Genomic DNA, 25858 nt, shown 5'->3' on the forward strand with positions numbered 1-25858 from the left:
AACATGCAGAATTATGAAAGTATTATTCATTTTGATGACTGTAACTTTGGTTTCATTTGCTACAGGAACCTATTCTCAATCTAAGAATTTAACTTTTAGGTTAGAGAAAGTAAATTTGATCGAAATTTTTGAACAGATCGAAAAACAATCTGATTTGAAAGTCGCTTATGACGTATCCAACATTAATACTGAAAAGCGTATAAATATTTCAGTCGATGACGCCTCGATTGAGAATGTTCTAAATAAGGCACTTGAGAACACAGATCTCTCTTACCGTGTTATCAATCATTATGTCATTATTTCCTCTAAGGAAAACGAACTATCTACAAATGTTCAACAGCAAAAATCTGTTTCAGGTAAAGTTACCGACTCAACAGGCGGAAGCCTTCCTGGTGTTTCAGTTGTTGTTAAAGGAACTACAACTGGCGTAATTACGGATATGGATGGGAAGTATTCGCTTCTGAAAATTCCTGAAAATGCGATTTTACAGTTTTCATTTGTTGGAATGAAAATGCAAGAAATTTCAGTTGGAACTAAAACAACTATTAATATTACCCTTGCAGATGAGGCGATTGGCATTGAGGAAGTTGTTGCAATTGGATATGGAACTATGAAAAAGAGCGATTTGACCGGATCTGTGAGTTCAGTAAAAGCAGAGGACTTAAAATCAATCGCTGCCACAAGTATTGGGTCTGCTCTTCAAGGAAGGGCTTCAGGTGTACAAATAATATCATCAGGTACTCCTGGGAGTAACGAAGCCATTAGGATTAGGGGAACTGGGACAATTAACAATAACGATCCATTATTAGTTGTGGATGGAATACCGACTAATGGGGGATTGAACCAATTTAATTTGGATGATGTTGAATCCATTCAAATACTTAAGGATGCATCTTCAACAGCAATTTATGGATCTCGTGGTGCAAATGGCGTAATTATCATTACTACTAAAATGGGAACAGCTAATAAGGGGCAAATAAATTTTAGTTTTTATTCAGCTGTACAAAGCATGGCAAAACAGGTTCCACTGTTAAATGCCAGTCAGTTCGCAAAATTACATAATGAGATGCTACTCAATGCAGGGGTTGATCAAAACCCTGATTTTTCCAATCCGCAATCATTAGGAAATGGGACAGACTGGATTGGAGAACTATTTAATCCAGCGCCTATTCAAAATTACTCACTCTCATACTCTGGTGGGAATGATAAAACTACATACTATGTCTCAGGTAGCTATCTTGATCAAGAAGGTATTGTATTGGAAACTGGCTTCAAAAGGCTTACTGTAAAGTTAAATTCAGAAACACAACTTTTAAAAGGCGTTAAGTTTGGAAATATGATCAGCCTTAATAATGACATAAAAACTAGAGGGGATTACAACATCAAAAACACTATGAACGCTTTACCAACACAGAAAATCATAGATGAAAACGGTATTTACACCGGTCCCAAAGGTAGACCTGATTGGTATGGTGATACAACAAATCCTATTGGCAAAGCACGTTTGGTTGATAACACGACAAAAGGATATAATATGTTGGGTGCAGCTTTCACAGAGATTAACATCTTTCCCGGATTGATGTTTAAGTCTAGTTTTGGGATTGAGGCTCACTTTTGGGATACAAAAACCTGGTCACCAAAATATGAATGGAAACCTATTCCGCAACCGTATTCATCATTAGCACAATCGTATAACAAAAGTATTACCTGGAACTGGGACAACACCCTTAATTATAGCAGGACCATTTCTGATAAACACAAAATTATCGCTATGATTGGCACAAGTGCCCAAAGTAATACATACTCGTTTATTAGTGGAAGTGTTCAAAAATTTGCAAGTGATCTGACTAAAGAATTAGGCAATGGATCCTATGATCCACGGGTAAACGGGAATACAACAGATTGGTCGCTCATGTCATATATGGGGAGATTGAACTATTCATTTGCTGACAAATACCTTTTTACTGCAACAGTTAGGCGTGACGGTTCTTCACGTTTCGGCAAGAAAAACAAATGGGGAATTTTCCCCTCTACTTCATTTGCTTGGCGAATTTCAGAAGAAGAGTTTCTCAAAGATAACCCAATTATCGATGATCTGAAACTCCGTGTAGGATATGGAGTAACAGGTAACCAAGAGATAGGATTATATTCATTTGCAGCTAACCTGAAACCTATTGTGTATAATTTCAATAATGTTGTAGTTAATGCAGTTGTACCTTTTGCAATGCCAAACCCGAATGTGAAATGGGAATCGCAGAGCCAAACTAACATTGGGATTGACGCAGTAATTTTGAATCAACGTCTATCTATATCAATCGATGCCTATTCGAAAAGGACCAACGATATGCTCGTTCCCATGTCTGTGCCTTTATTCACAGGTTATTCAGATCAAAACCCGCCTTTTGTAAATGCTGGAGAAATACGAAATTCCGGAATTGAGCTCACGGTATCATCAGACAACCTAAAAGGTGATCTTAAATGGACGACTGATTTCAATATCTCGTATAATAGAAACAAAGTTTTGGCACTCAACGACTCTGTACCTTTGATAGGAGGACGAGTGAATTATAACAGTTGGGTAACTCGAATTGCTTATGGACAACCTGTTAACGTATTTTATGGTTTTGTGACCGATGGTGTTTTTCAGACTCAGCAAGAAGTTGATAATCACGCAGTACAGATGCCTGGGAATGACCCATACAATCGTACGTCAGCAGGTGATATTCGCTTTAAAGATTTAAACAATGATGTAATAATCGATGATAAAGACCGTACCTATATCGGAGATCCTAACCCAAAATTAATCTTCGCTTTAAACAATACATTTAGATACAAAGGGTTTGACTTAAATATCTTTTTGCAGGGAATAACTGGAAATGATATTTACAATGCGAACAGGGTATGGAACGAAGGTATGGATATTACTCTTAATCAAACTACTGCTACTCTTAATCGGTGGACAGGTGAAGGAACAAGCAACTCTATGCCAAGGGCTGTACTTAATGATCCAAACAAAAATGCAAGGGCATCAAATAGGTTTCTTGAAGATGGATCTTATATCAGGTTGAAAAATGCTTCATTTGGCTACAACCTTCCAGGTATTATTTGTCAAAAAGCCAAATTAAGGACTGCCAGGGTGTATATATCAGGAACAAACCTTCTTACGCTAACCAAATATAAAGGGTTTGATCCTGAGGTGCCATCAAACGGTATTGACGACAATACTTATCCTGTTACCAGGACAATCAGTATAGGTCTAAATCTAGGGTTTTAATCTTAAATAAATTGTCACGATGAAAAAAGGTATATTTATTATAATATTAGCTATTATAGCATTTGCATGTGGAGAGGATTTTCTTACTGAATCACCTCACAACAGTATTAACACGGAAAACTTCTATCAAACAGAAGAAGATGCCATTGCTGCAATAAATGGGGCTTACCAACCATTGCAATGGCCAAAGCTGTATAACTTTCGCATGTGGACAACTGATATATGGCCTAGCGATGCGATTGTTGGAGCAGGAGGAGGAGAAGATGGGCGGGACACCAAAGACATCGCAAGTCAAGTTACCACTACCAATAATCCAGCACTGTTAGATATTATGCGGGGTCCATCTCCAGGAATCTTAAGATGTAACTATTTGCTATATAAGCTTCCTGGTATGAATATTAATAATGACTTAAAAAATAGGATAGAAGGGGAGGCCAAATTTTTAAGGTCTCTGTATTATTTTATTCTTGTGAGGGTTTTTGGCGACGTCCCCCTTTTAACTAAACCGCAATTTCCTGGGGATGATCTATTTCCAGCAAGAACCGATAAGAAAATTATTTATGAGCAGATAGTAAAGGACTTGGAAGATGCGATTAATCTCCTCCCTACAAAAAAATCATATTCTAGTACCGACTTAGGCAGGGCAACAAAAGGATCTGCTTTGGCCTTACTGGCAAAAGTTCACCTTACTTTGGGGAATTTTGATAAAGTGCCTATTCTCTGTCAACAAGTTACCGATTTGGGTTATGCCTTAAATGCAAACTATAAAGATAATTTCAGTATAGCTACTGAGAACTCAATTGAATCAATATTCGAAATTCAGTATGTGGCCGGTGCAGGTAAAGGATTTTGGAATGACGAAAATCAGTCTTCTTGGGTTAGTTGCTTCATGGGGCCTAGAAATTCAGGCATGGTCTCTGGAGGTTGGGGTTGGATGCAACCCACACAAGAGTTTGTGGATTCGTATGAACCAGGTGACCTTAGGAAAGATGTGACAATATTGTATAAAGGATGTCCGGATTTTGGTGGTAAAGCTTATGACCCCGCATATTCAACGACAGGTTATAGTACAAGAAAGTTTTTGGTGACAAAAGCCGAAGCTCCAACATATGACAGTAATCCTCTAAATTTCCCTGTTTTACGTTATGCCGATGTTTTGCTGATGCATGCTGAAGCCTTAAACGAACTAGGCAAAACGGCAGAGGCCGAACCTCTTTTAAACCAGGTTAGGGCAAGAGCTGGGTTGCCTGCTTTGACAGGATTGACTAAAAGCGGAGCAAAAGAGAAAATAATTCACGAAAGACGTATGGAATTGGCCTTTGAAGGACACAGATGGTTCGACATTATCCGCATAGATGATGGACAGTATGCACTTGATTTCCTTCACTCAATCGGAAAAGTAAATGCAACTAGAAAACATCTGTTGATGCCTATACCGCAACAAGAAATGGATGCCAACCGAAATCTTGTTCAGAACCCTGGTTATTAATTGATTTATTAGATTAACGACACGCACATATATTGTGCGTGTCGTTATCATTCAAATTAACGCATCAAAAAAATAGTCAAATTCTTTTTTGATGGCTTTCGCCAATACTTACTATCATTTACTATGCAAAATAGAAGAAAATTTATTAAAGCTACTGCTACTGCAGTAGCTTTAGGTATTGTTACACCAAGTTTGTTTTCAGAAAAGACAATGGCAATCAACAATATGACAGCAATCAGGAAAATCAATATTGGACTTATTGGCTGTCGCTCAATGGGAAATGCCAATTTAAGAGATTTTTTGATATTGCCAGAGATTGAGTGTATAGCTTTGTGCGATCTCGATCCTGAGAACTTAGAAAAAACAGCGGCTTTAGTAAAACAAGAAAAGGGTAATAATCCCAGATTGTTTAAAGATTATAAAGAAATGTTGAAAATGAATGAGATCGACGCTGTTGTCATTTCAACGCCAGATCACTGGCATTGTCTGCATATGGTTGATTCTTGTGCCGCTGGTAAGGATGTATATATAGAAAAGCCTATTGCCAATTCCATTGCCGAATGTGATACAATGGTGGCTGCTGCTAAAAAATACAATCGAATAGTAAACGTTGGACAACAACAGAGAAGCGGAAAGCATTGGAATGAAATGATAACTTACCTCAATTCGGGCGAACTGGGTAAGATCATGAAGGTAGATGTTTGGGCCAATTTTAAGTATGCCGCCTTATCTCTTCCCGTACCCGATTCGGAAGTGCCTGATGGGATAGATTATGATGCCTGGTTGGGACATACAACTGTGCGCCCATTTAATAAGAATAGGTTTCACGGAAGTTGGCGGATGTTTTGGGATTATGGCGGTGGCCTTATGACAGATTGGGGCGTTCATCTTTTAGACATGGCTCTCTGGGGGATGAAAGTCACTGGAATGCCTAACAGAGTTGTTGCAACTGGTGGTAAATTTGCTTTCCCTGAAAATAGTCCAGAGACTTTTGATACGCAGAATGTATCATACGAATTTGATGATTTTCTGATCAATTGGAGTCATATAACAGTCGAAAGCGATTATTTTGGACGGAATTATGGTGTCGCGTTTAGAGGATTAAATGGTATTTTGGTAGCCGACCGTAATGATTGGGAAGTGATCTCAAATTTAGATTCAGCGAAAAACCCCATTATTGAAGACAAAAAAGTATTTGCCGATGGTAATGAACATAAAGATCACGTGAAGAACTTCGTTGAATGCTTAAAAACACGTAACCCACTTACGCCTTGCACGATCGAAAATGGCAGCCTCTGTGCAAAGTATGCTCATTTTGGCAATATTGCTGCCCGTACCAAAGCAGTGCTGACTTACGACGACACAAATAAAACCTTTAATAACCCGGAGGCTGACAAACTTATCAAGCCAGGATATAGGTCACCTTACAAATTTCCAACATTTTAATCTCGTACAACTATGAATACAAAAAATCTTATTAAAGTTTACACATTGTTTTTTGCTATTGCTGCTTCAAACGTTCTATCGGCACAGGATGAGTTTCCTAAACCCGGTAAGATGGAGCATGATATGTCGGAGTTCTGGCTCCCGCAACCTGTCGTTGTCACTCCCGGTGTTGTCAAATGTGATGAACCAATTCCTGCCCCTTCTGATGCTGATATTTTATTCGATGGCAAAGACCTTTCGAAGTGGAAAGGCAAATCAACAGAAGAAGCTCAATGGATTGTTTCAGCCGGTGTTGTTACCGTTAAAAAGGGTACCGGAAGTATTGAAACGAAGAAACATTACCGCGATTTTCAGCTTCACCTGGAGTGGAAAGTACCTGTATCTATTACCGGAAGCAGCCAGTTTCGTGGCAACAGCGGCGTTATACTGCAAGGAATTTATGAAATACAGGTATTGGACAACTACATAAACAAAACCTATGCGAACGGACAAGCCGGGAGTGTGTATAAACAAACAGCCCCGTTGGTCAATGCTATGAAAAAGCCGGGCGAATGGAACGTGTATGATATTGTCTATACGGCGCCTACTTTTAAGAAAGACAGCACCTATCGTACCTATCCTTATGTAACCGTGATCCACAACGGTGTACTTGTTCAAAACAATACAAGGATAAACGGGACTACTGCTTATGTAGGTTTCCCCAAGGTAAAGGTGCATGGCGAAGGCCCTATTATGCTTCAGGACCACGGCGACCCAAGCGAAGCTATCAGCTTTAGAAACATCTGGATCAGAGAGCTCTGATTTTTATGTGAGATTATTTTTGATCTAAGTATATTTAATATCATGTTGAATGAGAAAGAATTCATATATATTATGCTTAGGAATGTTGGCTTCAACTCCTGTTGCGAATGCTCAGCAAAGTAAGTCACCAAATTTTGTAATCATCTTGGCCGATGATTTGGGATATGGCGATATAGGTTGTTTTGGTAACAGATAATAAAGACAAGCCTTTCTGTCTTTATGTGGCTTATGCTTGTCCCCACGATCCTATTCAGGGACCAACTGATTCCGCCTATAGGTTCTTAAACGTAAAGCCAAGGCAGACAGCACCATTCAATCGTCCTGCAAAAGAAGCTTATCGTGATATGATTGAGAATATGGACAAGTGTGTAGGTGAGGTGCAGGATAAACTGAAAGCAATGAAACTGGACAGTAATACTTTGGTCGTATTTATGTCAGACAATGGGCCAAATCCAAAATATGGCTCGGCGGGAGTGCTTAAAGGAGTTAAAAGTTCGATGTTTGAAGGTGGACACCGGGTTTGCGGAATAATGTATATGCCCTCTGTCATTCGACCGGGTACAGTATGTGACCAAACAGCAATGGGAATGGATTTGTTCCCCACGATAATGGAAATGGCAGGAATAAAATACAATGATAAGGATAAACCGTTAGATGGTGTGAGCCTGTTGCCTGTTATTAGAGGCAAAAAGCTTCCGGAGCGCACACTTTACTGGGCCTTAGGCCCTCGAATGGCAGTTCGGGATGGTAGGTGGAAATTGGTTGCTGAGGCTAAAGAACCGAAAGATGGAGAAGCCTTTAAGTTTGATTACTTCCTTTACGATATGACAAACGATATTGCCGAAAAAAATAATCTTGCATTTCAAAACCCTACCATAGTTTCAACACTTATCGAAAAGCTGTCCCTGTGGGAAAAAGATGTAAGAAGTGAAGTTAAGGAGCAGTTGATTCCATACATTCCATCGTTAAGTTATGTTAATAAACGAAAATAATGCGTAAGCCATATAATTATTATAAATCCACTTTGATGATAAATGAACTGAAAATTGAATTTATAACAACCCAGTTGTCAATAATTTATTTTGTCAGGCATATAATAAAAATACTAAAGGTTAATAATGAAGTTTAAATTAATAAGTAATTGTATGTATTTGAATATCAAAATTTTATATAAACATATTTATTGTCAGATTTTATTGTTGGCGGTGATTATACTATCTTCTTCTTCTGTTTCTGGAGCAGAGACTATTCAACCGAAATGGATTTGGTATCCTGGAGATTTTGAGGTATGGCTACATACCGATGTAGGGGGAAGGAGGCAGGAGCGCGGGCAAGTCTATCCGCCTTTTTGGCGGGTAGATAGTCCTTATGGGTTAGTACGTTTTGAAAAGACTTATGATATTGCGGAACCTGAAACCATTCAGGTATTTGCCGATGGCCGTTACCATGTCCGTATTGATGGAAAAGTTGTGTATGATTTTGACCCGATGAACCTTGTATTACCGGCCGGCAAACACCGCATGCATGTGTTGGTTGAGAATTATAAAACATTTCCATCCTTACTGGTACAAGGAAAAACAGTTTTTACCGATGAGACCTGGCAGGTTACCAATCAGAACCAGGTTTTTTATCCTGCAGCTTCTGGCAATTTTACCGACTCTAAATATCCGCCCTCAACGTTTCACCTTGATTATGCCCCGATTGCTTCGGAAATAATTGAGAAGGGACAAAATTCGATGCTGGTTGATTTTGGTAAAGAAACCTTTGGAAAAGTTATTGCTGAAAAAGTTTGTGGTAAGGGAAAACTCAGGTTGTATTATGGGGAAACCAAACAGGAAGCTCTGGCTGAAACACAGGCAGAGACTTATGATTATCTTGATATAAATGCAGCCTTTCCCGTAAACGATACGACTGCCACCCATGCTTTCCGATACATTTATGCAGTGTGCGACCCCACTGTGAGTTTTAAGAAGATATCAGCCTTGTATGAATATCTTCCCGAAGAAAACAGAGGCAACTTTTCTTGTTCTGATTCGCTATTAAACCGGATTTATCATGTCTCGCTGTATACTTTACATCTGAATACCAGGGAATTTTTTTTGGACGGGATTAAGCGGGACCGGTGGGTTTGGAGTGGTGATGCCTATCAAAGCTACTTGATGAATTTTTATACCTTCTTTGATGAAGATGTAAACAAACGGACGTTATATGCCTTGCGGGGCCATGATCCGGCAGAGACCCATATCAATACGATATTGGACTATTCATTTTATTGGATGATAGGCATATACGATCATTTTCTTTATACTGGAGATACGGCTTTTGTCAAGCAAATTTACCCTCGGATGAAAACCTTAATGGAGTTTTGTTTAAAGAGGGTCAATCCGGATGGATTTGTGGAGGGTCTTTCTGGAGATTGGGTATTTATCGATTGGGCAAAAATGGATAAGGAAGGCGAAATCAGTTTTGAACAAATATTGCTGACCAGGAGTCTTGAAGCGATGGCCATTAGTGCCGAATTGGCAAATGATCAGAAGTACGCAGAAAAATGTCGGAAATTATCAAAGGAGATCAAGCAGAAAGTCTTTGATGTTTTTTGGAGTAACAAAAAGGGTGCTTTTATTCATAGTCGGAAGAATGGTGTTTTGTTTGATGAAGTTACCCGATATGCCAATATGTTCGCCATCTTATTTGGGTATGTAGATGCAGAAAAGGAACAGGAAATAAAGGAAAATGTAATACTGAACGATAAGATTTTAAAAATAACTACCCCCTACATGAAATTCTATGAACTGGCATCATTGTGTGAGATAGGTGAGAAAGAGAAGGCCATTGAGTTTGTAAGGACTTACTGGGGAGGAATGCTAAAGATGGGAGCCACAACTTTTTGGGAATCATATGACCCGGAGCAAAAAGGAGACGAGCAGTATGCCATGTATGGTCGTCCGTTCGGGAAGAGTTTATGCCATGCTTGGGGTGCCAACCCGGTTTACTTGTTCGGCAAGTATTTGCTTGGAGTAAAGCCAACCGCTCCGGGATACAAATCCTATTTGATAGACCCCTCCCTGGCCGGTTTGGACTGGATAAAAGGGAAAGTGCCAACGCCCAACGGGAACATTGAAGTTTATATGGATAAAAAGGTAATCAGGGTGAAAACAGTACAGGGCGTTGGAACCCTCAGGATAAAAAGTGAAAGACTACCCAGAATTGAAAAGGGCGTTGTCATGAATGAAATTGGAGATAACTGGTATGATATACAACTTGAAATGCCGCAAAAAGAATATACAATTCGTTACTGGTAGATAAAAATTTATCCAAATATGTTAATACGCAGGGAATTTAATAAAATAAGCACACTTGCCGGCATGGGGATGGCTACCAGCATTACTGCACCGGTATCGCTTGCCTTATGTTTTCCCTTCTACAGATTGAATAATAAAAGATTCAAACCTTAAACAAATGAAATACTCGAAACTTCTACCGTTAGCCCTCTTAATTTTATTTCACTATTATCCGACTAACATGCAGATTTGAGATTTTTGATCTTTAATTGCATGATAATCAATTGTTATTATTTCTATTTCAAAAGTCACCCCCTGCTAAAAAGCAAGACTGGTTTGCATATTTGATATTGGTGACCCTCTTTGTTTCAAGTATTCTCGGTTAGTACTTCGAAGCAATTCAAATACATCAAGCAAACTAATCAGATGTATGCGAACTAACGAAGCCACAACTGAAAATGCTTTTTTTGTTTGGGCCATCTTTTGAATCACTGTCATTAGCAATTGTGCAATTAAGGTGCACCAAACCTGTGTGCGAATGGCATTCTCGTTTTCCCCGTAAAAGTAATGAAGCTGGAAGTTCTGTTTCATTTTTTTGAACAGCAGCTCGATGCCCCACCGTTTTTTGTATAAGAACGCTATTTCTTCGGCCGTACTATCCATGCTATTGGTGATAAACTCATAATACCGGTTCTTTTCATCCTGATAGCATACTTTTTTCAGGCGAAGGGTTTTCTTCTGCTTTGTTTGTTTTTTGCCATTTTCATCTTCAGGAGAGTACTCAATTTCTATGATTTCCTCCCGAAGTACCATTGCTTTTCCTTTCTGTTTTTGATGTTCCTGCAACACTTCAATGACCGTATAAAGGGCATTTTTCTTGATCCGGGTAACAAAAAAGACCGATTTACTTGTCCACAAGGCAAACTGATGGTAATAGTTATAGGCCCGGTCGAAAACAACCATACTGTACGAGATCAGTTCCAGTTCCTTCAAAAAGTTTTTGTCGTGTACTTTGGCTTCGGTTATTTTAATAAACCGTCCAACCGATTGTACTGCATCAATGAGCATATGAACCTTTAGCCCGCCTTTCTTTTTGCCATCGTTCTTGGGATTGCGTCCAACTCCTTTCAGAATATCACTGAATAACCGGATCGTGGTCGAATCGATCAGTAAGACTTCTTTAAAGGTGAGGCCAAAGGTTCGGCTGTCCGACAAAAAACTTTGATAATGGTGTACCAATTTAAAATAAACATCTTCAAAGAACTTGTTGTCCCGGTTGCGCATCCCATCGCAAGCGGTACTTTTGGCTGGCGCTTCTTCAAGCCCCAAATGGTTCAGCTTTCCGCCCAAAGCCCGCAGCCCTTCACATATCTCGGTCATCGAGTCGCACCGGCTAAAGATGCCAAAGAGAACCGTGATCAAATGTGTCTTTGCCTTAAAAGCTTTATAGTAATAATCAGCATTGTGCTTCTTTACTATACTGGTCAAACTGATGCCCTCTATTAAACTAATCACTTGTTTGAAAATCGGCTGTCCGACAAAATTTATTTCTGTATTTTTGCTCATGTTGAAGTTTTTTCGCAAAACAAACTTACAACATGGGGCCAAACCTTCGGGGAGTAACCCCTATTTATTTTTTTCCCCGTTCAGTAGTGATTTTATTTACAATACTTTATAGTTGTGAAAAGAATGACGATATTATTTTATCATCAAACGAAACTGAAAACAAAACTACTCTTAATGTTATTGACTTTGGAGCCGATAATACAGGAACCGTTGATAGTTCACCTGCATTTTTGAAGTTATTAACGGCAATGGGCAATAATCGGTTCATTGATGTTCATATACCGGCTGGACGTTACAAAATCTCTCAGCGGATAGTTTTTGATCAATCAAATCTCAGCGGGTATAAAAATAACCATGGATTGGTTTTTAGAGGAGCGGGTGAAGATGTAACAGAGCTGGTTTGCGACAATAATGAAGGTGGGTTTTATTTTAATGCCGGTACAAATTTAATTACAGTTACAATTAAGGACTTAAGTTTTGTAGCTGTTCGAGATGGTGCAGGGACGGCAATAGAGTTTAATACAAATAATCAAAATCCCGGGGACCATCATTCCCGTATGCTGCAAGTTCAAAATGTATTAATAAGAGGGGAGAAATTTAACCAGGGATATTTTGCTAACGGAGTATTGTGTTACAACGCCTGGTATCCAATGATTGATAATGTAAAAATTACTTCACGTTATGGCGCTGATTCGGAGAAATATAAAATGAATTGTGGTTTTCTTTTTCAGGATTGTTACAGTCCGTTGATAACAAACTCCTACTTTTGGGGAAATGCATTATATGGCTTGCATTACAAAGGAGACAAAATCGCGCCCGAAGACGGCATAATCAAAGATACTTACCTGGTAGGTCAGGATAATGGCGTCTATATTGATTTAAAAGATTACTCGAAGTGGGCAGAACCAGCTTTCCATATTTCAAATTGTCATATAAATTACCTTAAAAATGGCGTTTTCCTGAAGGGAATAAGACAAGTCTTTATTTCGAACGATCTTTTTTATTGCCACAACCTAGCAGGCAGCAGGTGGAAAAAAGATACGAATCCGGTATCGACCTATGAATCAAGGGATATTAACTGTGATTACACATCAGATGTGATTATCTCTGGCAATCAGTTTACAGAGCCCGCAAGCCCCAAACGAATTGGTATAGATATTTCAGAAAAATCTTCAAACATCCTAATTCAGGGTAATATTTTCAATTTTGATGCCACAGGTATTCGGAATAAGTCGCTCAAGCCAAGCAATGCTATCGGAAATGTTTTTGGTGGGGAACCTTCTTTTTCCATAGGATTAATACCATACAACGACATTACCGGAACCTTGAAAATAATAGATTTTTAGCAAATTGACAAGCTTAAATTCTCTGTTCCTTGCTATACCTGTATATATCAGCCACCATCATGCTCAAATAAGGAGGCTGCGAACGGTTAAGATAAGAACATCTACTGCTGTTAAGCATTTTCCCGAAACGGTTTGCCACAAACGTTTGCTTTGGGAAAAAGAAATTCCAATACTTGGAGGTATTTGTAAATTGAACCTACAAACGGAGTAATGTAAAAAGACATTTCTATATTTGAACTATATTTGAACTTATGGAAGCTAATAGTTCACTTTTGGGTCTTAGTGTTAAATGTGGTGATATAAAAGCCTTTAAGCATTTTTTTGAAGGTTTTTATCCTTCTGTTTGCGTTTTTGCACGAAAGTATCTGAAGGACTCAGACCTTGCTGAAGATCTTGCTCAGGAAGCTTTTATTGAATTCTGGAAGCAGAAGGAAAAATTCACAGATTTAAAAGCCATGAAAGGTTTTATTTATACGGTTACCCGGAATAAATGCTTAAACCATCTTAAACTCAAGGGAATCAGGGAAAATATTCTGAAAAATGAATTTTTTGCAGAGGATCATTTTTACGAATTGATACTTGAAGAAGAAACATACAGGCATGTTCATCAGGCAGTCAATAGCCTGGCTTCTCAAAGCCGAAAGATTGTTTGGCTTAGCCTGGAAGGAAATAAAAATCAGGAAATTGCCGACCACTTGAACGTTTCAGTAAATACCGTTAAAACCCTGAAAAAAAATGCGTATAAAGAGCTGCGCATTCAATTGAAAGATCAAGTGTTCGTCCTGCTCCTACTAAGCCAATTTCTGAATTAGTTTATGTCCGGAGCTATTCCGGAAATGCCCAAGATTAAATTTTCATTAAATAATTTTCACCCCCCATTCACCCGGTTTCTGTTTTCATTTGTTTCGCTATTAAAAGGGGAAATTGAAAGGATGTAATTGGTGATTCCATAATTCATCTTTCTTAAAAGAATGTTTTTTTACGATGGAAAAAATAAAATCAATATTTGAAATTTCAGAGATCATTGCACACGACATTAGCGGTAAGCTAAGTCAATATGAAAAAGAATTGTTGGAAGAGTGGATAAACAACTCCGGGCAAAACCGGAAAATGTACCGCAAGATCCTCGATAGTAGCAATATCTCTGAACGAAATAAATTATACGAGAGTGTTAATGTTGAGCAGGCATGGAAGGAAGTTTCAGGAGTTTTAGAGGCTCAGCACAAAAAACGTGTTTGGTCACTTGTATTTAAATATGCGGCTGCAATTTTACTCCCTGTTCTACTTGGGCTAACTACCTATTGGGTCCTGAATGACCATTCATCGGAAATTGCACATCAAGTAGTTCAAATACAATCAGGTTCCCGCAATGCAGTTTTGGTTATGGCTAATGGCAAAAGTGTTGATTTAGTAAATGATACGACAAAAAATCTGGTAGAAAACGACGGCACGGTAATCAAAAATAGCAATGAAGAATTGAGCTATGCCGGGCAATCAGCAAAAAAATCCGTGAAAACATTTTTAAATACATTGATTGTTCCAAAGGGAGGAGAGTATAGCCTGGTCCTTTCTGACGGCACCAAGGTATTTGTAAATTCGATGAGCAAACTGGTTTTCCCGGTCAGGTTTTCAGGCGATAAGCGTGAAATAACACTTGAAGAAGGCGAAGCCTATTTCGAGGTAGCCAAAGACAAATCGAAGCCATTTATAGTTACTGCTAAAGGAATTCAGGTGGAAGTGTTGGGTACTTTGTTTAATATAAAAGCATATCCCGAAGATACTTATTCGTACACCACATTGGTTGAAGGAAGTGTAAAGCTCAATCCAAACGATCAACCTTCAAATATCCATATTATGGAACCCGACCAGCAGGCTGTTTTCAATCCTGCTTCTGCCGGAATCGTTATCAACAAAGTTGATGCGAAACAAATTGTTCAATGGACAACAGGCAAATATTCGTTCACCGACGAGACTTTGGATGAAATAATGAAAACACTTTCAAGATGGTATGACTTTAACTACAAATTTGAAGACGAATCGCTAAAAAAAATAAGGTTTGAAGGAGGTTTAAATAAATATGAAAGTATTGACCCGATACTTGATATTATTGCCAAAACCAAAAAAGTAAAGGTTTTGGTAAAAGGGAAAGAAGTCTCATTTTTAAAAATAGGATAAAAAAAACAGGAGATGTTTGCAGCATCTCCTGTAGAAAACATTTCTGGTGGTACAGAAATATTAGTTATAAAACTTAACCGTAAATTTATGAAAAAAAAACGATCGGATGCCTTCCCTTTTCGGGAGAGCATGCAAAAAATCATTCGTGTGATGAAACTTGTAAGTTTTTTTCTATTGGTTGGTTTCCTGCAGGTTTCGGCCAACATTTATTCACAAACGGCAAACATCAAACTTTCGATGCAGGAAGTTGCCCTGAGTGATGTGATTAAAGAAATCCAGAAACAGACGGAATTTACCTTTTTTTACAGTCCGGAAGACGTAACCGGGGTTATAGTCGAAAAGGTTGAGCTTGAAAAAGCCAGTCTGGAGAAAGTGCTTGATTTGTGCCTGAAGGGAACGAATCTTGATTATGAGATCGTACACAGGGCAGTTATCCTCAGGAAGGATAAGAAAAAGGAACTGGAAAAAGAATTTCCCGTTGTGCTGCCAGTTGAGCAGCCCCAAAAGAAAAACCTCAAAGGAAAGGTTACCGATACCAAAGGAGAACCCGTTCCGGGTACTACCGTTGTGGTAACAGGCACAACCATTGGTACGATTACCGATGGCGATGGAAATTTTACTCTTGATGTACTACTGGGTACAAAAACCCTTTCATTTTCATTTGTTGGATACAAAGCTCAGGAAATCCCGATTGGCAACAAAACAATCATAAATGTGACACTTGCAGAAGAAACAGTTGGTATTGAAGAGGTAGTGGCCGTTGGGTATGGAACTGTTCGAAAAAGCGATTTAACCGGAGCCGTTTCAAGTATAAAAGTTGGTGAGGATGCCAAAGAACGTTCAATTGTTTCAGCATCCGACCTTATTTATGGAAAAACTGCAGGTGTCCAGATATTTAACAACTCAGGGATTCCAGGATCTGAAATAACATTTAATATACGGGGTATCAGTTCTTTCTCAAATAATGAACCTTTAATTGTAATTGATGGGATGCCTGTTGATGCCGGGACATGGGGGCCAAGTACCCCGGGAGGTGCCCAACGGGCAGATCTGAATCCAAATGTAAATTTTAGCGGTTTGGCAAATTTGAATCCAAACGACATTGAATCCATCGAAATTTTGAAAGATGCTTCATCCATGGCAATTTATGGGTCGAGGGCAGCAAACGGGGTGGTACTGATAACTACTAAAAGTGGAAAAATAGGGAAAGATAAAATCGAATATAATTTTAATATGTCGTCCACCAAGGTTATTAAAAGGTACGAAGTACTCAATTCAAAAGATTATATGGACTTCTATAATGAAGCGAGCATTAATGATGGGTTAACTACCCTTCCTTACCCCAACGATTCAGTTTACGCCCAAAGGATAGAAAAAAATTCTAACTGGCAGGACTTAATTTTTCAGGAAGCGTTATCCTATGACCATCAACTTTCGCTGACCGGCGGGGATATGAAAAACAAATATGCGATTATCGCCAATTATTCAAGTAATGAGGGAATTATCCTTACTTCCACTTTTGATAAAGGAGGCTTACGTTTTAATTTTGACAGAGAAGTCACAAAGAACCTCAAATTAAGTTTACGGGCCAATTATTCGGCAGGTAAAAGCAATGCAGTTCCCCATACGATAAATGGGACCGCGGCAAATATATCTGTGATCTCAAGCGCTTTAAATTTCAGGCCTTTTGATTCGGCATTCGTGGATGATGGTGACGGGATAAACGATGGCGTGAATAATCCGTTAACACTTCTGAAAAGGAGGGTCGATATTTACAACAATAAAACATTGATTAGTAACCTTTCCATGGAATATGCCATTTTTAAAGGGTTAACGTTTAAATTTAACGGTGGTTTTAACAGTAATATTGATAACCGGGATAATTATTATGGGCGGGAAACTTTGCAGGGAGCTAATGCTCCCAATGGTTATGCGACGGTATTTGACACAAAAAGAAGTAATTATTTAACTGAATATACCCTGAACTTGAACAGGAAATTTGGGAAAAGCCGGTTAAATGCCTTTATCGGGTATAGTTGGCAGGAATGGAATAACCGAAGAATGGTCATTTTAGGAAGGGATTTTCCCGATGATGCGACATTATATTATAATTTTGAACTTGCTAATGCTGTAGATAAACCGAGAACCTCATTTTCAACTTATGCGTTGGCTTCCTATATAGGCCGGGCTGTATATTCCTTTGATAATCGATATGCTTTAACAATAACAGGCCGTTACGACGGATCAACCCGGTTGTCCGAAGGAAATAAATGGTCGTTTTTCCCATCAGTCGGGGCTGGATGGAATATCCATAACGAGCGATTTATGAAACAACAGAAATTGTTATCGACCTTAAAATTACGTACAAGTTGGGGAGTAACCGGGAACCAAAGTATTTCGCCGGGAAGCAGCCAAAGTATCCTTACTACTAACCGCGCAGTTTTTGGCAATGGCCTTTATGTAGGTTATTTACCCGGACGTTTTGAAAATCCTTATCTGGGATGGGAAATTACAAATCAATGGAACTGGGGTGTCGATTTGGGATTTCTGGAAAAAAACAGGTTTACTTTATCTGTTGATTATTACATTAAATCGACCAGAGACCAGCTGGGTAATTACCCATTACCTGGGTCTTCGGGTTATACCAGTTATGCTACTAATCTTGGAGAAATAAAGAACTCAGGAATTGAATTGGAGGCCAGTGCGAATATTCTGGTTAAAAAATTCAAATGGAACATGTCCGGAAATATTTCATTTAACCGAAATAAAATATTGAGTTTGGGGGATTTAACAGAAATGACAACTGCCCAGAATACAATGGGCATCAGTGTGCCCCTCCTTATTTCGAAAGTTGGGCAGCCAATATTTATGTTCCAGGGCTATAAAGTGGACGGTGTTTATCAGAATCAGGAAGAAGTAGATAACGGGCCCACTGATGAAGTTATTCCAAATGAACCGGGGCACCTGAAATTTGTCGATACACATAAAGACGGTTTAATTAATGCAAAAGATATCGTAATTCTTGGAAGCCCTTTTCCTGATTTTGTCTTTGGCGTTTCCAATACCCTCTCCTATAAAGGATTAACTTTGGACGTTTTGGTTTCAGGAAGTATTGGTCAGAAAATAGCAAATCTAAATAGACATCGTCTTGACGGTTTAGTAGCTGGTATGTCATGGAATACGACACAAGAAGCTTATGATGGAAGGTGGACAGGTGAAGGTACAAGCAACACCTATCCAAAAGCAACCACAATCGGAAACCCCTTTAAAGGCCGTTTTACCGACTTTCTGCTTGAAGATGGTTCATATATTAAGATTAAAAGTGCAGTACTTGCTTATGAACTACCAATAAAAAGATTTAATATAAATATCATAGACAGGATCAAAGTATTTGCCAGTAGTACAAATTTACTGACTTTTACAAAATATAAAGGATATGATCCTGAAATCAGTGGCTTAGGTTCAACACGACCGGGAATAGATTCTTTTACTGCCCCTCAGGGACGTACATTTACCGTTGGTTTTAATGTAGTCTTTAATTAACTAAAAATATATAATCATGAAACCATACAATATTGTACTCGCTTTTTTGATTGGGACGCAATTAATAAGTTGCAATCTTGATGAGCAATTGTTGGATACCCCAAATCCTGGTTTAATCAAGGATGAAACCAGTCTTAATACGTTGATAACCGGGATGTATTCTATGTATTCTGATTTTACCTTTAAAAACGGGGTATTTAGAATGTGTAATTATGCCGATGATATTTTTGTCCCCGTAAATAGCTCAAACCTTTTGCGGGAATCTATGAGAACGTACGATGCCTCGTTGTTAAGAAATGAACTAATGTGGAATGATCTGTTCATCATGATCAATAGCGCTAATTATTACATGGAAGTCGTACAAAATGCAAATGTAAGTGCAGACTTTAAAACACGGACTATTGGAGATGCATTATTCACAAGGGCATTTGCTTACTATTACCTGGTTCGGCTATACGGAGGTGTTCCTATTCGGACAGCTTCTTTTAACCTGAATCAGGAAATGTACCTCCGCCGTTCTTCAGTTGATGAAGTGTATCAATTAATTTTAAATGATTTTGCAGAAGCATCAAAGCGGCTACCTGTATTATCGGCATTAAATGCAAGCGAAAGAGGAAGGGCAACAGGGCTGTTCAATTCTATATAAATTGTTGATAACTGTATAACTTATAGTAGTCCAAGCTATTCACGTATAGTTCACCTTTTATATTTTCGACTTTGTTATTTCTGAGAATATTTAAAGCAAAACTTCTTAATGTAGCCATGTTTTCAGGATTCACCCTTATTCTTGACTCATCTTCCCTTAAAGTTACATCCCGTACATGGTGGTCTTTGTTTTCGATATACCAGTGTTTTCTGATCAGGCCATTGGACTGTGTTGCATTCACTTTGTAGTTGGCGATGTATACAGCAACTTCATTTCTATCTTTGTATATCTTTTCTTTGGTGTTAAAAACAGATGTTTGCCTTTCAATACAAATGACAGACTCAACATATCCGCTCCATTGTTTGTCACAGATAAACTGCTTATGGTCGTGGTATACCGAAGTTGACCTTTCTTCTATCCTGTTCCTCCCTTTTTCTGAAGTTTGGGAGCAACTTTCTGGTTCTGAAAAACGGATAATATCCATGCAAGCTTGTAAAAGTTCTTTTTGGTTTTCTTTGACCTGTATTATGAGTTTTTTTTTCTTCCATATTTTCATTGTCGGCTATTTCAAACGTTTTCTTTTGGCAGTGCAATGCATCCAGGGTATATACGACCCCCTCCAATTCCAATTGTGGGATCAAGGCTTGTGCCACCGGTATCTCGTTTGTTTTTACATCTATTGTCTCATGTGCAAGGATGAGTTCCGATCGGGTGTCGAAAAAGCTCAAAACCTGTACTGCTTTTTTGTCTTGAAAATGGTCATAGCTCCCCCGCAATACTTTCCCGTCAACTGCCACTCCAACAGGATTGCCCCTGTCTGTCCCTAACAAAGATTGGGCATATGCCCTGAAGCATGATTCAAGCTCTTGCTTGTCAATCCCTTGTATTATATTTCTAACAGTAGTGTAGCCCGGGGCTTTTTTCCACTTAAGCCCGAAATCTTTTTGCAGGTTTTTGAAGTGCTTCTTTATAAAACGGGCAATGTCACGGTATGACTTGGCATTGCTCAAAATTGCCATTATTGAGAACAATACAATGAACCGCAATTCGTACCTTTGCCCCTGGGATCGTCGATGATCCTTTAATTCATCAAGGAATGTTATTATCATAGCTCTGTTTTTTAGTGAATTACAAAGTTATGAACATTCCTTGTTTTTAGATGGCCGGGGGAGGAATTAGAATTGAACAGCCCTGGGAAGGGCAACCAAAGGGGCCGCCCAGGGAATGCTGGCATCGGCAAGCCTAACGTATGCGAATTATAACGATCTCCAAAACAGGAACAGTGAAGCAACTAAATATTATCAACAGGCAAAAAGCTATACTGACTCTGTAATTCTGTCAGGGAAATATCAGTTGGTTAATAATTATGCTGACTTGTGGGATGTGGGTAAAGAAGAATATAATTACAGCAAAGAGGTGATATATGGAATCCAATACACCCGTGATCCCAACGATAATTCATTCAACAGTAAGGGTTCTGATTTTGCAAGGAATTATTGTCCTGCCGGTACGGCTTACTCAAGTAGGACTATTGGGTCTTATGCTGTTCAACCCTGGTTTTATGATGAATATAATACAGGGGAATATAAAGGAGATTATCGGACCAAAGTATCGTTCATGACAAACTGGGTTAATGTTAATAACGGAAAACTGACTGTTGGTTATCCTGAAAGTATTCCAGCAGGGGCGATAAATGGAAAGTTTCCTTTTGTAGCTAAGTATAAAGATCCCTCAGGGAACGAAAACAACAATGAGAATGATATGTATATCCTTAGGTTATCGCATATCTATCTTATAAAAGCGGAAGCTGAAAATGAGTTGAACGGACCAACACCGGAAGCATATAATGCATTTAACCAGTTAAGGATCAGGGCGAGGAAAGCCGATGGAACACCAGCTAGTGTTCCGGCTGACCTGTCAGCCGGTTTGACAAAAGATGAATTTCGGATGGCAGTATTAAAAGAACGCGGGCTGGAATTTGTTGGTGAAGGTTGTAACAGGTACTTTGACCTGTTACGAATGAAGGCTCCCAACGGGAAAGTTTTGTATATGTACCAGGTAGAAGATTTTCTTCCAACAATTCCTGAAGGTGATCCAACATGGAATAGTCAATCAAAGACCTGGAAGGGGGGAAGGAAAAACAATAGACCTTTTGAATTTTTTACAAGTAAAAACTTACTACTCCCAATTCCACAGGCAGAACTGAATGCCAATCCTAATTTTGGGGATCAAAATCCGGGGTGGTAGTTCCAAATAAGCTGGCAGAAAATAATCCTGCCAGCTTATTACCATACAAAGTTGGGGCTAATGTGTACACTGCAAAAGACACTTTGGTTAGACGCGAGCGCGGTATACAATATGAATCTGTTGATGCTTCCACTGTTATACCATTCAAGTTTCCTCGTTGATAACTTATTGATAATGAGTGAAAGTTGAGCGTAACACCAAATAATTTAATATGAGTATGAAAAAAAAGGAAAAGAACTCTTTAAGCAGGCGTCAATTTCTGGGATATTCAGCACTTGGTCTGACCGGATTGACTATCCTTCCGAGCTGGATGGTGTCTGATGGAAAGCGCATTGCACCGAGCGATAGGGTCGTTTTGGGATTCATCGGCGTAGGACGCCAGGGCGTGTCCGATTTTAACAGTTTCTCTAAATGTTCCGGCGTGCAGGTTGTTGCCTGTTGTGATGTCAGCCAGTTGAAACGGGAACGTTTCAAACTGAAAGCGGAAGCATGGCAAAAGTCTCAGAACATTGCCCCGCGTTGCGACATGTACGAGTTTTACGAAGATTTGCTTGATCGCAAGGATATCGATGCGGTATCGATTGCCACGCCCGACCACTGGCACGCCTTGGCAACAATTCATGCCTGCCAGTCAGGAAAAGATGTTTACGTACAGAAACCATTGGCATTTACCATCCACGAAGGTTTGGAAATGGTCAAAGCAGTTCGGGGAAACAACCGCGTATTGCAGGTTGGCAGCCAGCAGCGCTCAAGTAAGGAGTTTCAACAGGCTATTGCCCTGGTCCGCAGTGGTTCCATAGGTCATATCGAAACTATCTATGCTAAAGTAGGCGATCCTCCAATGCCACTGGATCTAACGGAACAACCGATTCCCGGGACATTGAACTGGAACCAATGGATGGGCCCATTGAACGATCCTAATATTCATTATCATCCGGATCTGTGCCCGCCTATTTCACTCGACCCTGAACAAAAGGAAAAACTATGGGGGGCCTGGCGCTGGTACCGCGAGACCGGTAATGGGTATACCGCGGACTGGGGCGCGCACATGTTCGACATTGCGCAGGCCGCTATTGGGATGGACGGCTCCGGTCCCTGTGAATTTATTCCGAAAGGATACAACGAGACAGAATACCTTACCATGAAATATCAGAACGGGATCGTGATGACTGAACAGCCTTTCAGGGAACAAGGCGGAAACGGCATCAGGTTTAATGGTACGAAAGGCTGGATCAAAGTGGCACGTGGCTATATCGAATGTTCCGACCCTTCATTGCTACAAAAAGAAGAAAAGAAGATTGGTGAAGGGCAATATGAAGTAAGTTCACCACACATGCAGAATTTCATCGATGCTGTTCGTTCACGCAAGAACCCGATCGCACCGGTTGAAGTAGGTTGCAGTACCAATACACTCTGTTGTTTGGGCAACATTGCAACCGAATTGCAACGCCCTGTTAAATGGGATCCTGCAACATTGAGCTTTGGCAATGATACGGAAGCAGCCAGCCACAGGCTTTCCCATTATCAATACAGGAGGCCTTATTCGTTGTAAATTATTAAACGTTATAAATCACTACTGAACGGGGAAAAAAATAAATAGGGGTTACTCCCCGAAGGTTTGGCCCCATGTTGTAAGTTTGTTTTGCGAAAAAACTTCAACATGAGCAAAAATACAGAAATAAATTTTGTCGGACAGCCGATTTTCAAACAAGTGATTAGTTTAATAGAGGGCATCAGTTTGACCAGTATAGTAAAGAAGCACAATGCTGATTATTACTATAAAGCTTTTAAGGCAAAGACACATTTGATCACGGTTCTCTTTGGCATCTTTAGCCGGTGCGACTCGATGACCGAGATATGTGAAGGGCTGCGGGCTTTGGGCGGAAAGCTGAACCATTTGGGGCTTGAAGAAGCGCCAGCCAAAAGTACCGCTTGCGATGGGATGCGCAACCGGGACAACAAGTTCTTTGAAGATGTTTATTTTAAATTGGTACACCATTATCAAAGTTTTTTGTCGGACAGCCGAACCTTTGGCCTCACCTTTAAAGAAGTCTTACTGATCGATTCGACCACGATCCGGTTATTCAGTGATATTCTGAAAGGAGTTGGACGCAATCCCAAGAACGATGGCAAAAAGAAAGGCGGGCTAAAGGTTCATATGCTCATTGATGCAGTACAATCGGTTGGACGGTTTATTAAAATAACCGAAGCCAAAGTACACGACAAAAACTTTTTGAAGGAACTGGAACTGATCTCGTACAGTATGGTTGTTTTCGACCGGGCCTATAACTATTACCATCAGTTTGCCTTGTGGACAAGTAAATCGGTCTTTTTTGTTACCCGGATCAAGAAAAATGCCCTTTATACGGTCATTGAAGTGTTGCAGGAACATCAAAAACAGAAAGGAAAAGCAATGGTACTTCGGGAGGAAATCATAGAAATTGAGTACTCTCCTGAAGATGAAAATGGCAAAAAACAAACAAAGCAGAAGAAAACCCTTCGCCTGAAAAAAGTATGCTATCAGGATGAAAAGAACCGGTATTATGAGTTTATCACCAATAGCATGGATAGTACGGCCGAAGAAATAGCGTTCTTATACAAAAAACGGTGGGGCATCGAGCTGCTGTTCAAAAAAATAAAACAGAACTTCCAGCTTCATTACTTTTACGGGGAAAACGAGAATGCCATTCGCACACAGGTTTGGTGCACCTTAATTGCACAATTGCTAATGACAGTGATTCAAAAGATGGCCCAAACAAAAAAAGCATTTTCAGTTGTGGCTTCGTTAGTTCGCATACATCTGATTAGTTTGCTTGATGTATTTGAATTGCTTCGAAGTACTAACCGAGAATACTTGAAACAAAGAGGGTCACCAATATCAAATATGCAAACCAGTCTTGCTTTTTAGCAGGGGGTGACTTTTGAAATAGAAATAATAACAATTGATTATCATGCAATTAAAGATCAAAAATCTCAAATCTGCATGTTAGTCGGATAATAGTGGTTATAAATATGTTATGAAAAGACAAGTTAAAAGAATTGTGCCTTCTGTTGCAAAGGTAATGGCAATCCTGATTTTTGCCGTTTTTTGTGACCAATCAGCTGCTACGGCCGTATGTAAACAAGATTCCAGATTCGGAGGTGTCCAGATCGGTGTGATCACGTACAGTTTCCGCAGCATTCCGGGTCAGTTGCTTCCGGATATCCTGGATTACGTGGTACAATCGGGCTTGAGTTCGGTGGAGTTGATGGGGTCTCTTGCGGAACAACATGCAGGAATCCCACAGGTGAAAGATCCTCAGCTTCTTCGCCAGTGGCGTACTACCGTTTCCATGGACAGATTCAGGGAAATCCGCGAGATGTTCAAGGATAAAGGGGTAAAGATCGACATCCTGAAGTTGGGAAGCCACACCTGGTCGGACGGGGAAATTGATTATGCTTTCAATGTCTGTAAAACATTGGGTGCGAGGGGTATTAGTATGGAGATTTCTGAAGAAGCAGCAAAACGTATGGTTCCGTTTGCAGAAAAGCACAACATGTACGTGATTTTTCATAACCACCTTCAACCTGGAGACCCGAATTTCAGTTTTGACAAAATCCTGGCCTACGGCCCTATGTTGATGCTGAACCTAGATGCCGGCCATTATTTCGGTGCTACCGGTAAAGATCCATGTCTGTTGATTGAAAGGCTTCATAACCGGATTGCAAGTATCCATATCAAGGACAAGACCGGGTCAAAAGCTTCAGACCCAAATAAAAACCAACAATTTGGGAAGGGGCAGACTCCAGTTAGAGAAATCCTACAATTGATCCAGAAGAACAAATGGCCGATCACCTGCGATATTGAACTTGAATATACCATTCCAGAAGGTTCGGATGCCGTAAAAGAAGTAATCAAATGTGTGGAATATTGCCGTTCAGCCCTTTTGCCAGCAAATTTAAATTAGGACACGGTCCAAGCGCAACAGGTCAAGGTGCAAGGTCAAACAATCCAGGGCAGCTTACCAAGGGCATAAAGAATAGCGCTATGTTTCTGGGAGATCA

19 protein-coding genes are annotated in these 25858 nt (G+C 39.6%); 15 read left to right on the plus strand and 4 right to left on the minus strand.

Going from position 1 to position 25858, the window contains the following annotated elements; translation table 11 throughout:
- The first annotated feature begins 13 nt into the window (after window positions 1–13).
- The 6 genes from AC6H3C_RS22980 (at window position 14) to AC6H3C_RS23005 (ending at window position 10312) form a co-directional block, all read left to right on the plus strand.
- Complete coding sequence (locus AC6H3C_RS22980; RefSeq protein WP_497517917.1) at window positions 14–3274, plus strand: TonB-dependent receptor; 3261 nt, start codon at window positions 14–16, stop codon at window positions 3272–3274.
- 19 nt (window positions 3275–3293) lie between these two features.
- Window positions 3294–4763, plus strand: a complete 1470-nt coding sequence (locus AC6H3C_RS22985; RefSeq protein ID WP_497517919.1) for a RagB/SusD family nutrient uptake outer membrane protein — start codon at window positions 3294–3296, stop codon at window positions 4761–4763.
- A gap of 123 nt (window positions 4764–4886) precedes the next feature.
- Window positions 4887–6209 carry a Gfo/Idh/MocA family protein gene (locus AC6H3C_RS22990; protein WP_497517920.1) on the plus strand — a complete coding sequence of 441 codons (1323 nt, stop codon included), beginning with the start codon at window positions 4887–4889 and terminating at the stop codon, window positions 6207–6209.
- A 12-nt stretch (window positions 6210–6221) separates the two neighbouring features.
- A complete protein-coding gene (locus tag AC6H3C_RS22995) occupies window positions 6222–7010 on the plus strand; it encodes a 3-keto-disaccharide hydrolase (protein ID WP_497517921.1) in 789 nt (262 codons plus the stop codon).
- Between the two features lie 182 nt (window positions 7011–7192).
- Window positions 7193–8002, plus strand: coding sequence for a sulfatase family protein (locus AC6H3C_RS23000; RefSeq protein ID WP_497517922.1), 810 nt, complete (start codon window positions 7193–7195; stop codon window positions 8000–8002).
- A gap of 153 nt (window positions 8003–8155) precedes the next feature.
- Window positions 8156–10312, plus strand: coding sequence for an alpha-L-rhamnosidase-related protein (locus AC6H3C_RS23005; RefSeq protein WP_497517923.1), 2157 nt, complete (start codon window positions 8156–8158; stop codon window positions 10310–10312).
- 297 nt (window positions 10313–10609) lie between these two features.
- On the opposite strand, the gene AC6H3C_RS23010 is transcribed toward AC6H3C_RS23005, so the two are convergent.
- The gene (locus tag AC6H3C_RS23010) at window positions 10610–11857 is read right to left on the minus strand and encodes an IS4 family transposase (protein WP_497517007.1); all 1248 of its coding nucleotides are present in this window, start codon (window positions 11855–11857) and stop codon (window positions 10610–10612) included.
- A gap of 32 nt (window positions 11858–11889) precedes the next feature.
- Between AC6H3C_RS23010 and AC6H3C_RS23015 the strand changes: the two genes are divergently transcribed.
- Window positions 11890–13203 (plus strand): glycosyl hydrolase family 28-related protein, encoded by a 1314-nt coding sequence (locus AC6H3C_RS23015; RefSeq protein ID WP_497517925.1) that lies wholly within the window; start codon window positions 11890–11892, stop codon window positions 13201–13203.
- A gap of 13 nt (window positions 13204–13216) precedes the next feature.
- Here AC6H3C_RS23015 and AC6H3C_RS23020 read toward each other — a convergent pair whose 3' ends face one another.
- Window positions 13217–13342 carry a trehalase family glycosidase gene (locus tag AC6H3C_RS23020; protein WP_497517926.1) on the minus strand — a complete coding sequence of 42 codons (126 nt, stop codon included), beginning with the start codon at window positions 13340–13342 and terminating at the stop codon, window positions 13217–13219.
- 112 nt (window positions 13343–13454) lie between these two features.
- Here AC6H3C_RS23020 and AC6H3C_RS23025 point away from each other — a divergent pair, with 112 nt between their 5' ends.
- The 4 genes from AC6H3C_RS23025 (at window position 13455) to AC6H3C_RS23040 (ending at window position 19567) form a co-directional block, all read left to right on the plus strand.
- Window positions 13455–14015 (plus strand): RNA polymerase sigma-70 factor, encoded by a 561-nt coding sequence (locus tag AC6H3C_RS23025; RefSeq protein WP_497517927.1) that lies wholly within the window; start codon window positions 13455–13457, stop codon window positions 14013–14015.
- A 172-nt stretch (window positions 14016–14187) separates the two neighbouring features.
- On the plus strand, window positions 14188–15378 hold the full coding sequence (locus AC6H3C_RS23030; protein ID WP_497517928.1) for a FecR family protein: 1191 nt from the start codon (window positions 14188–14190) through the stop codon (window positions 15376–15378).
- Window positions 15379–15615: 237 nt separating this feature from the next.
- Entirely contained in the window at window positions 15616–18921 is a 3306-nt protein-coding gene (locus AC6H3C_RS23035; protein WP_497521290.1) for a TonB-dependent receptor, read from the plus strand.
- Between the two features lie 16 nt (window positions 18922–18937).
- Window positions 18938–19567 carry a RagB/SusD family nutrient uptake outer membrane protein gene (locus tag AC6H3C_RS23040; protein ID WP_497517929.1) on the plus strand — a complete coding sequence of 210 codons (630 nt, stop codon included), beginning with the start codon at window positions 18938–18940 and terminating at the stop codon, window positions 19565–19567.
- Here the strand turns inward: AC6H3C_RS23040 and AC6H3C_RS23045 are convergent.
- On the minus strand, window positions 19560–20051 hold the full coding sequence (locus AC6H3C_RS23045; RefSeq protein ID WP_497517931.1) for an ISAs1 family transposase: 492 nt from the start codon (window positions 20049–20051) through the stop codon (window positions 19560–19562). The genes AC6H3C_RS23040 and AC6H3C_RS23045 overlap by 8 nt on opposite strands.
- Window positions 19948–20676: an ISAs1 family transposase gene (locus AC6H3C_RS23050; RefSeq protein ID WP_497517933.1), complete on the minus strand. Its 729-nt coding sequence runs from the start codon at window positions 20674–20676 to the stop codon at window positions 19948–19950. Before AC6H3C_RS23050 ends, AC6H3C_RS23045 begins: the two co-directional genes overlap by 104 nt.
- 115 nt (window positions 20677–20791) lie before the next feature.
- On the opposite strand from AC6H3C_RS23050, the gene AC6H3C_RS23055 reads away from it, so the two are divergent.
- The 4 genes from AC6H3C_RS23055 (at window position 20792) to AC6H3C_RS23070 (ending at window position 25761) form a co-directional block, all read left to right on the plus strand.
- A complete protein-coding gene (locus AC6H3C_RS23055) occupies window positions 20792–21814 on the plus strand; it encodes a RagB/SusD family nutrient uptake outer membrane protein (RefSeq protein WP_497517935.1) in 1023 nt (340 codons plus the stop codon).
- Window positions 21815–22025: 211 nt separating this feature from the next.
- Entirely contained in the window at window positions 22026–23366 is a 1341-nt protein-coding gene (locus tag AC6H3C_RS23060; RefSeq protein ID WP_497517937.1) for a Gfo/Idh/MocA family protein, read from the plus strand.
- Window positions 23367–23474: 108 nt separating this feature from the next.
- Entirely contained in the window at window positions 23475–24722 is a 1248-nt protein-coding gene (locus AC6H3C_RS23065) for an IS4 family transposase (RefSeq protein WP_497517939.1), read from the plus strand.
- Between the two features lie 109 nt (window positions 24723–24831).
- Window positions 24832–25761: a sugar phosphate isomerase/epimerase family protein gene (locus tag AC6H3C_RS23070; RefSeq protein ID WP_497517941.1), complete on the plus strand. Its 930-nt coding sequence runs from the start codon at window positions 24832–24834 to the stop codon at window positions 25759–25761.
- Window positions 25762–25858: the final 97 nt, after the last annotated feature.

The organism is Gaoshiqia sp. US2, assembly GCF_059705485.1.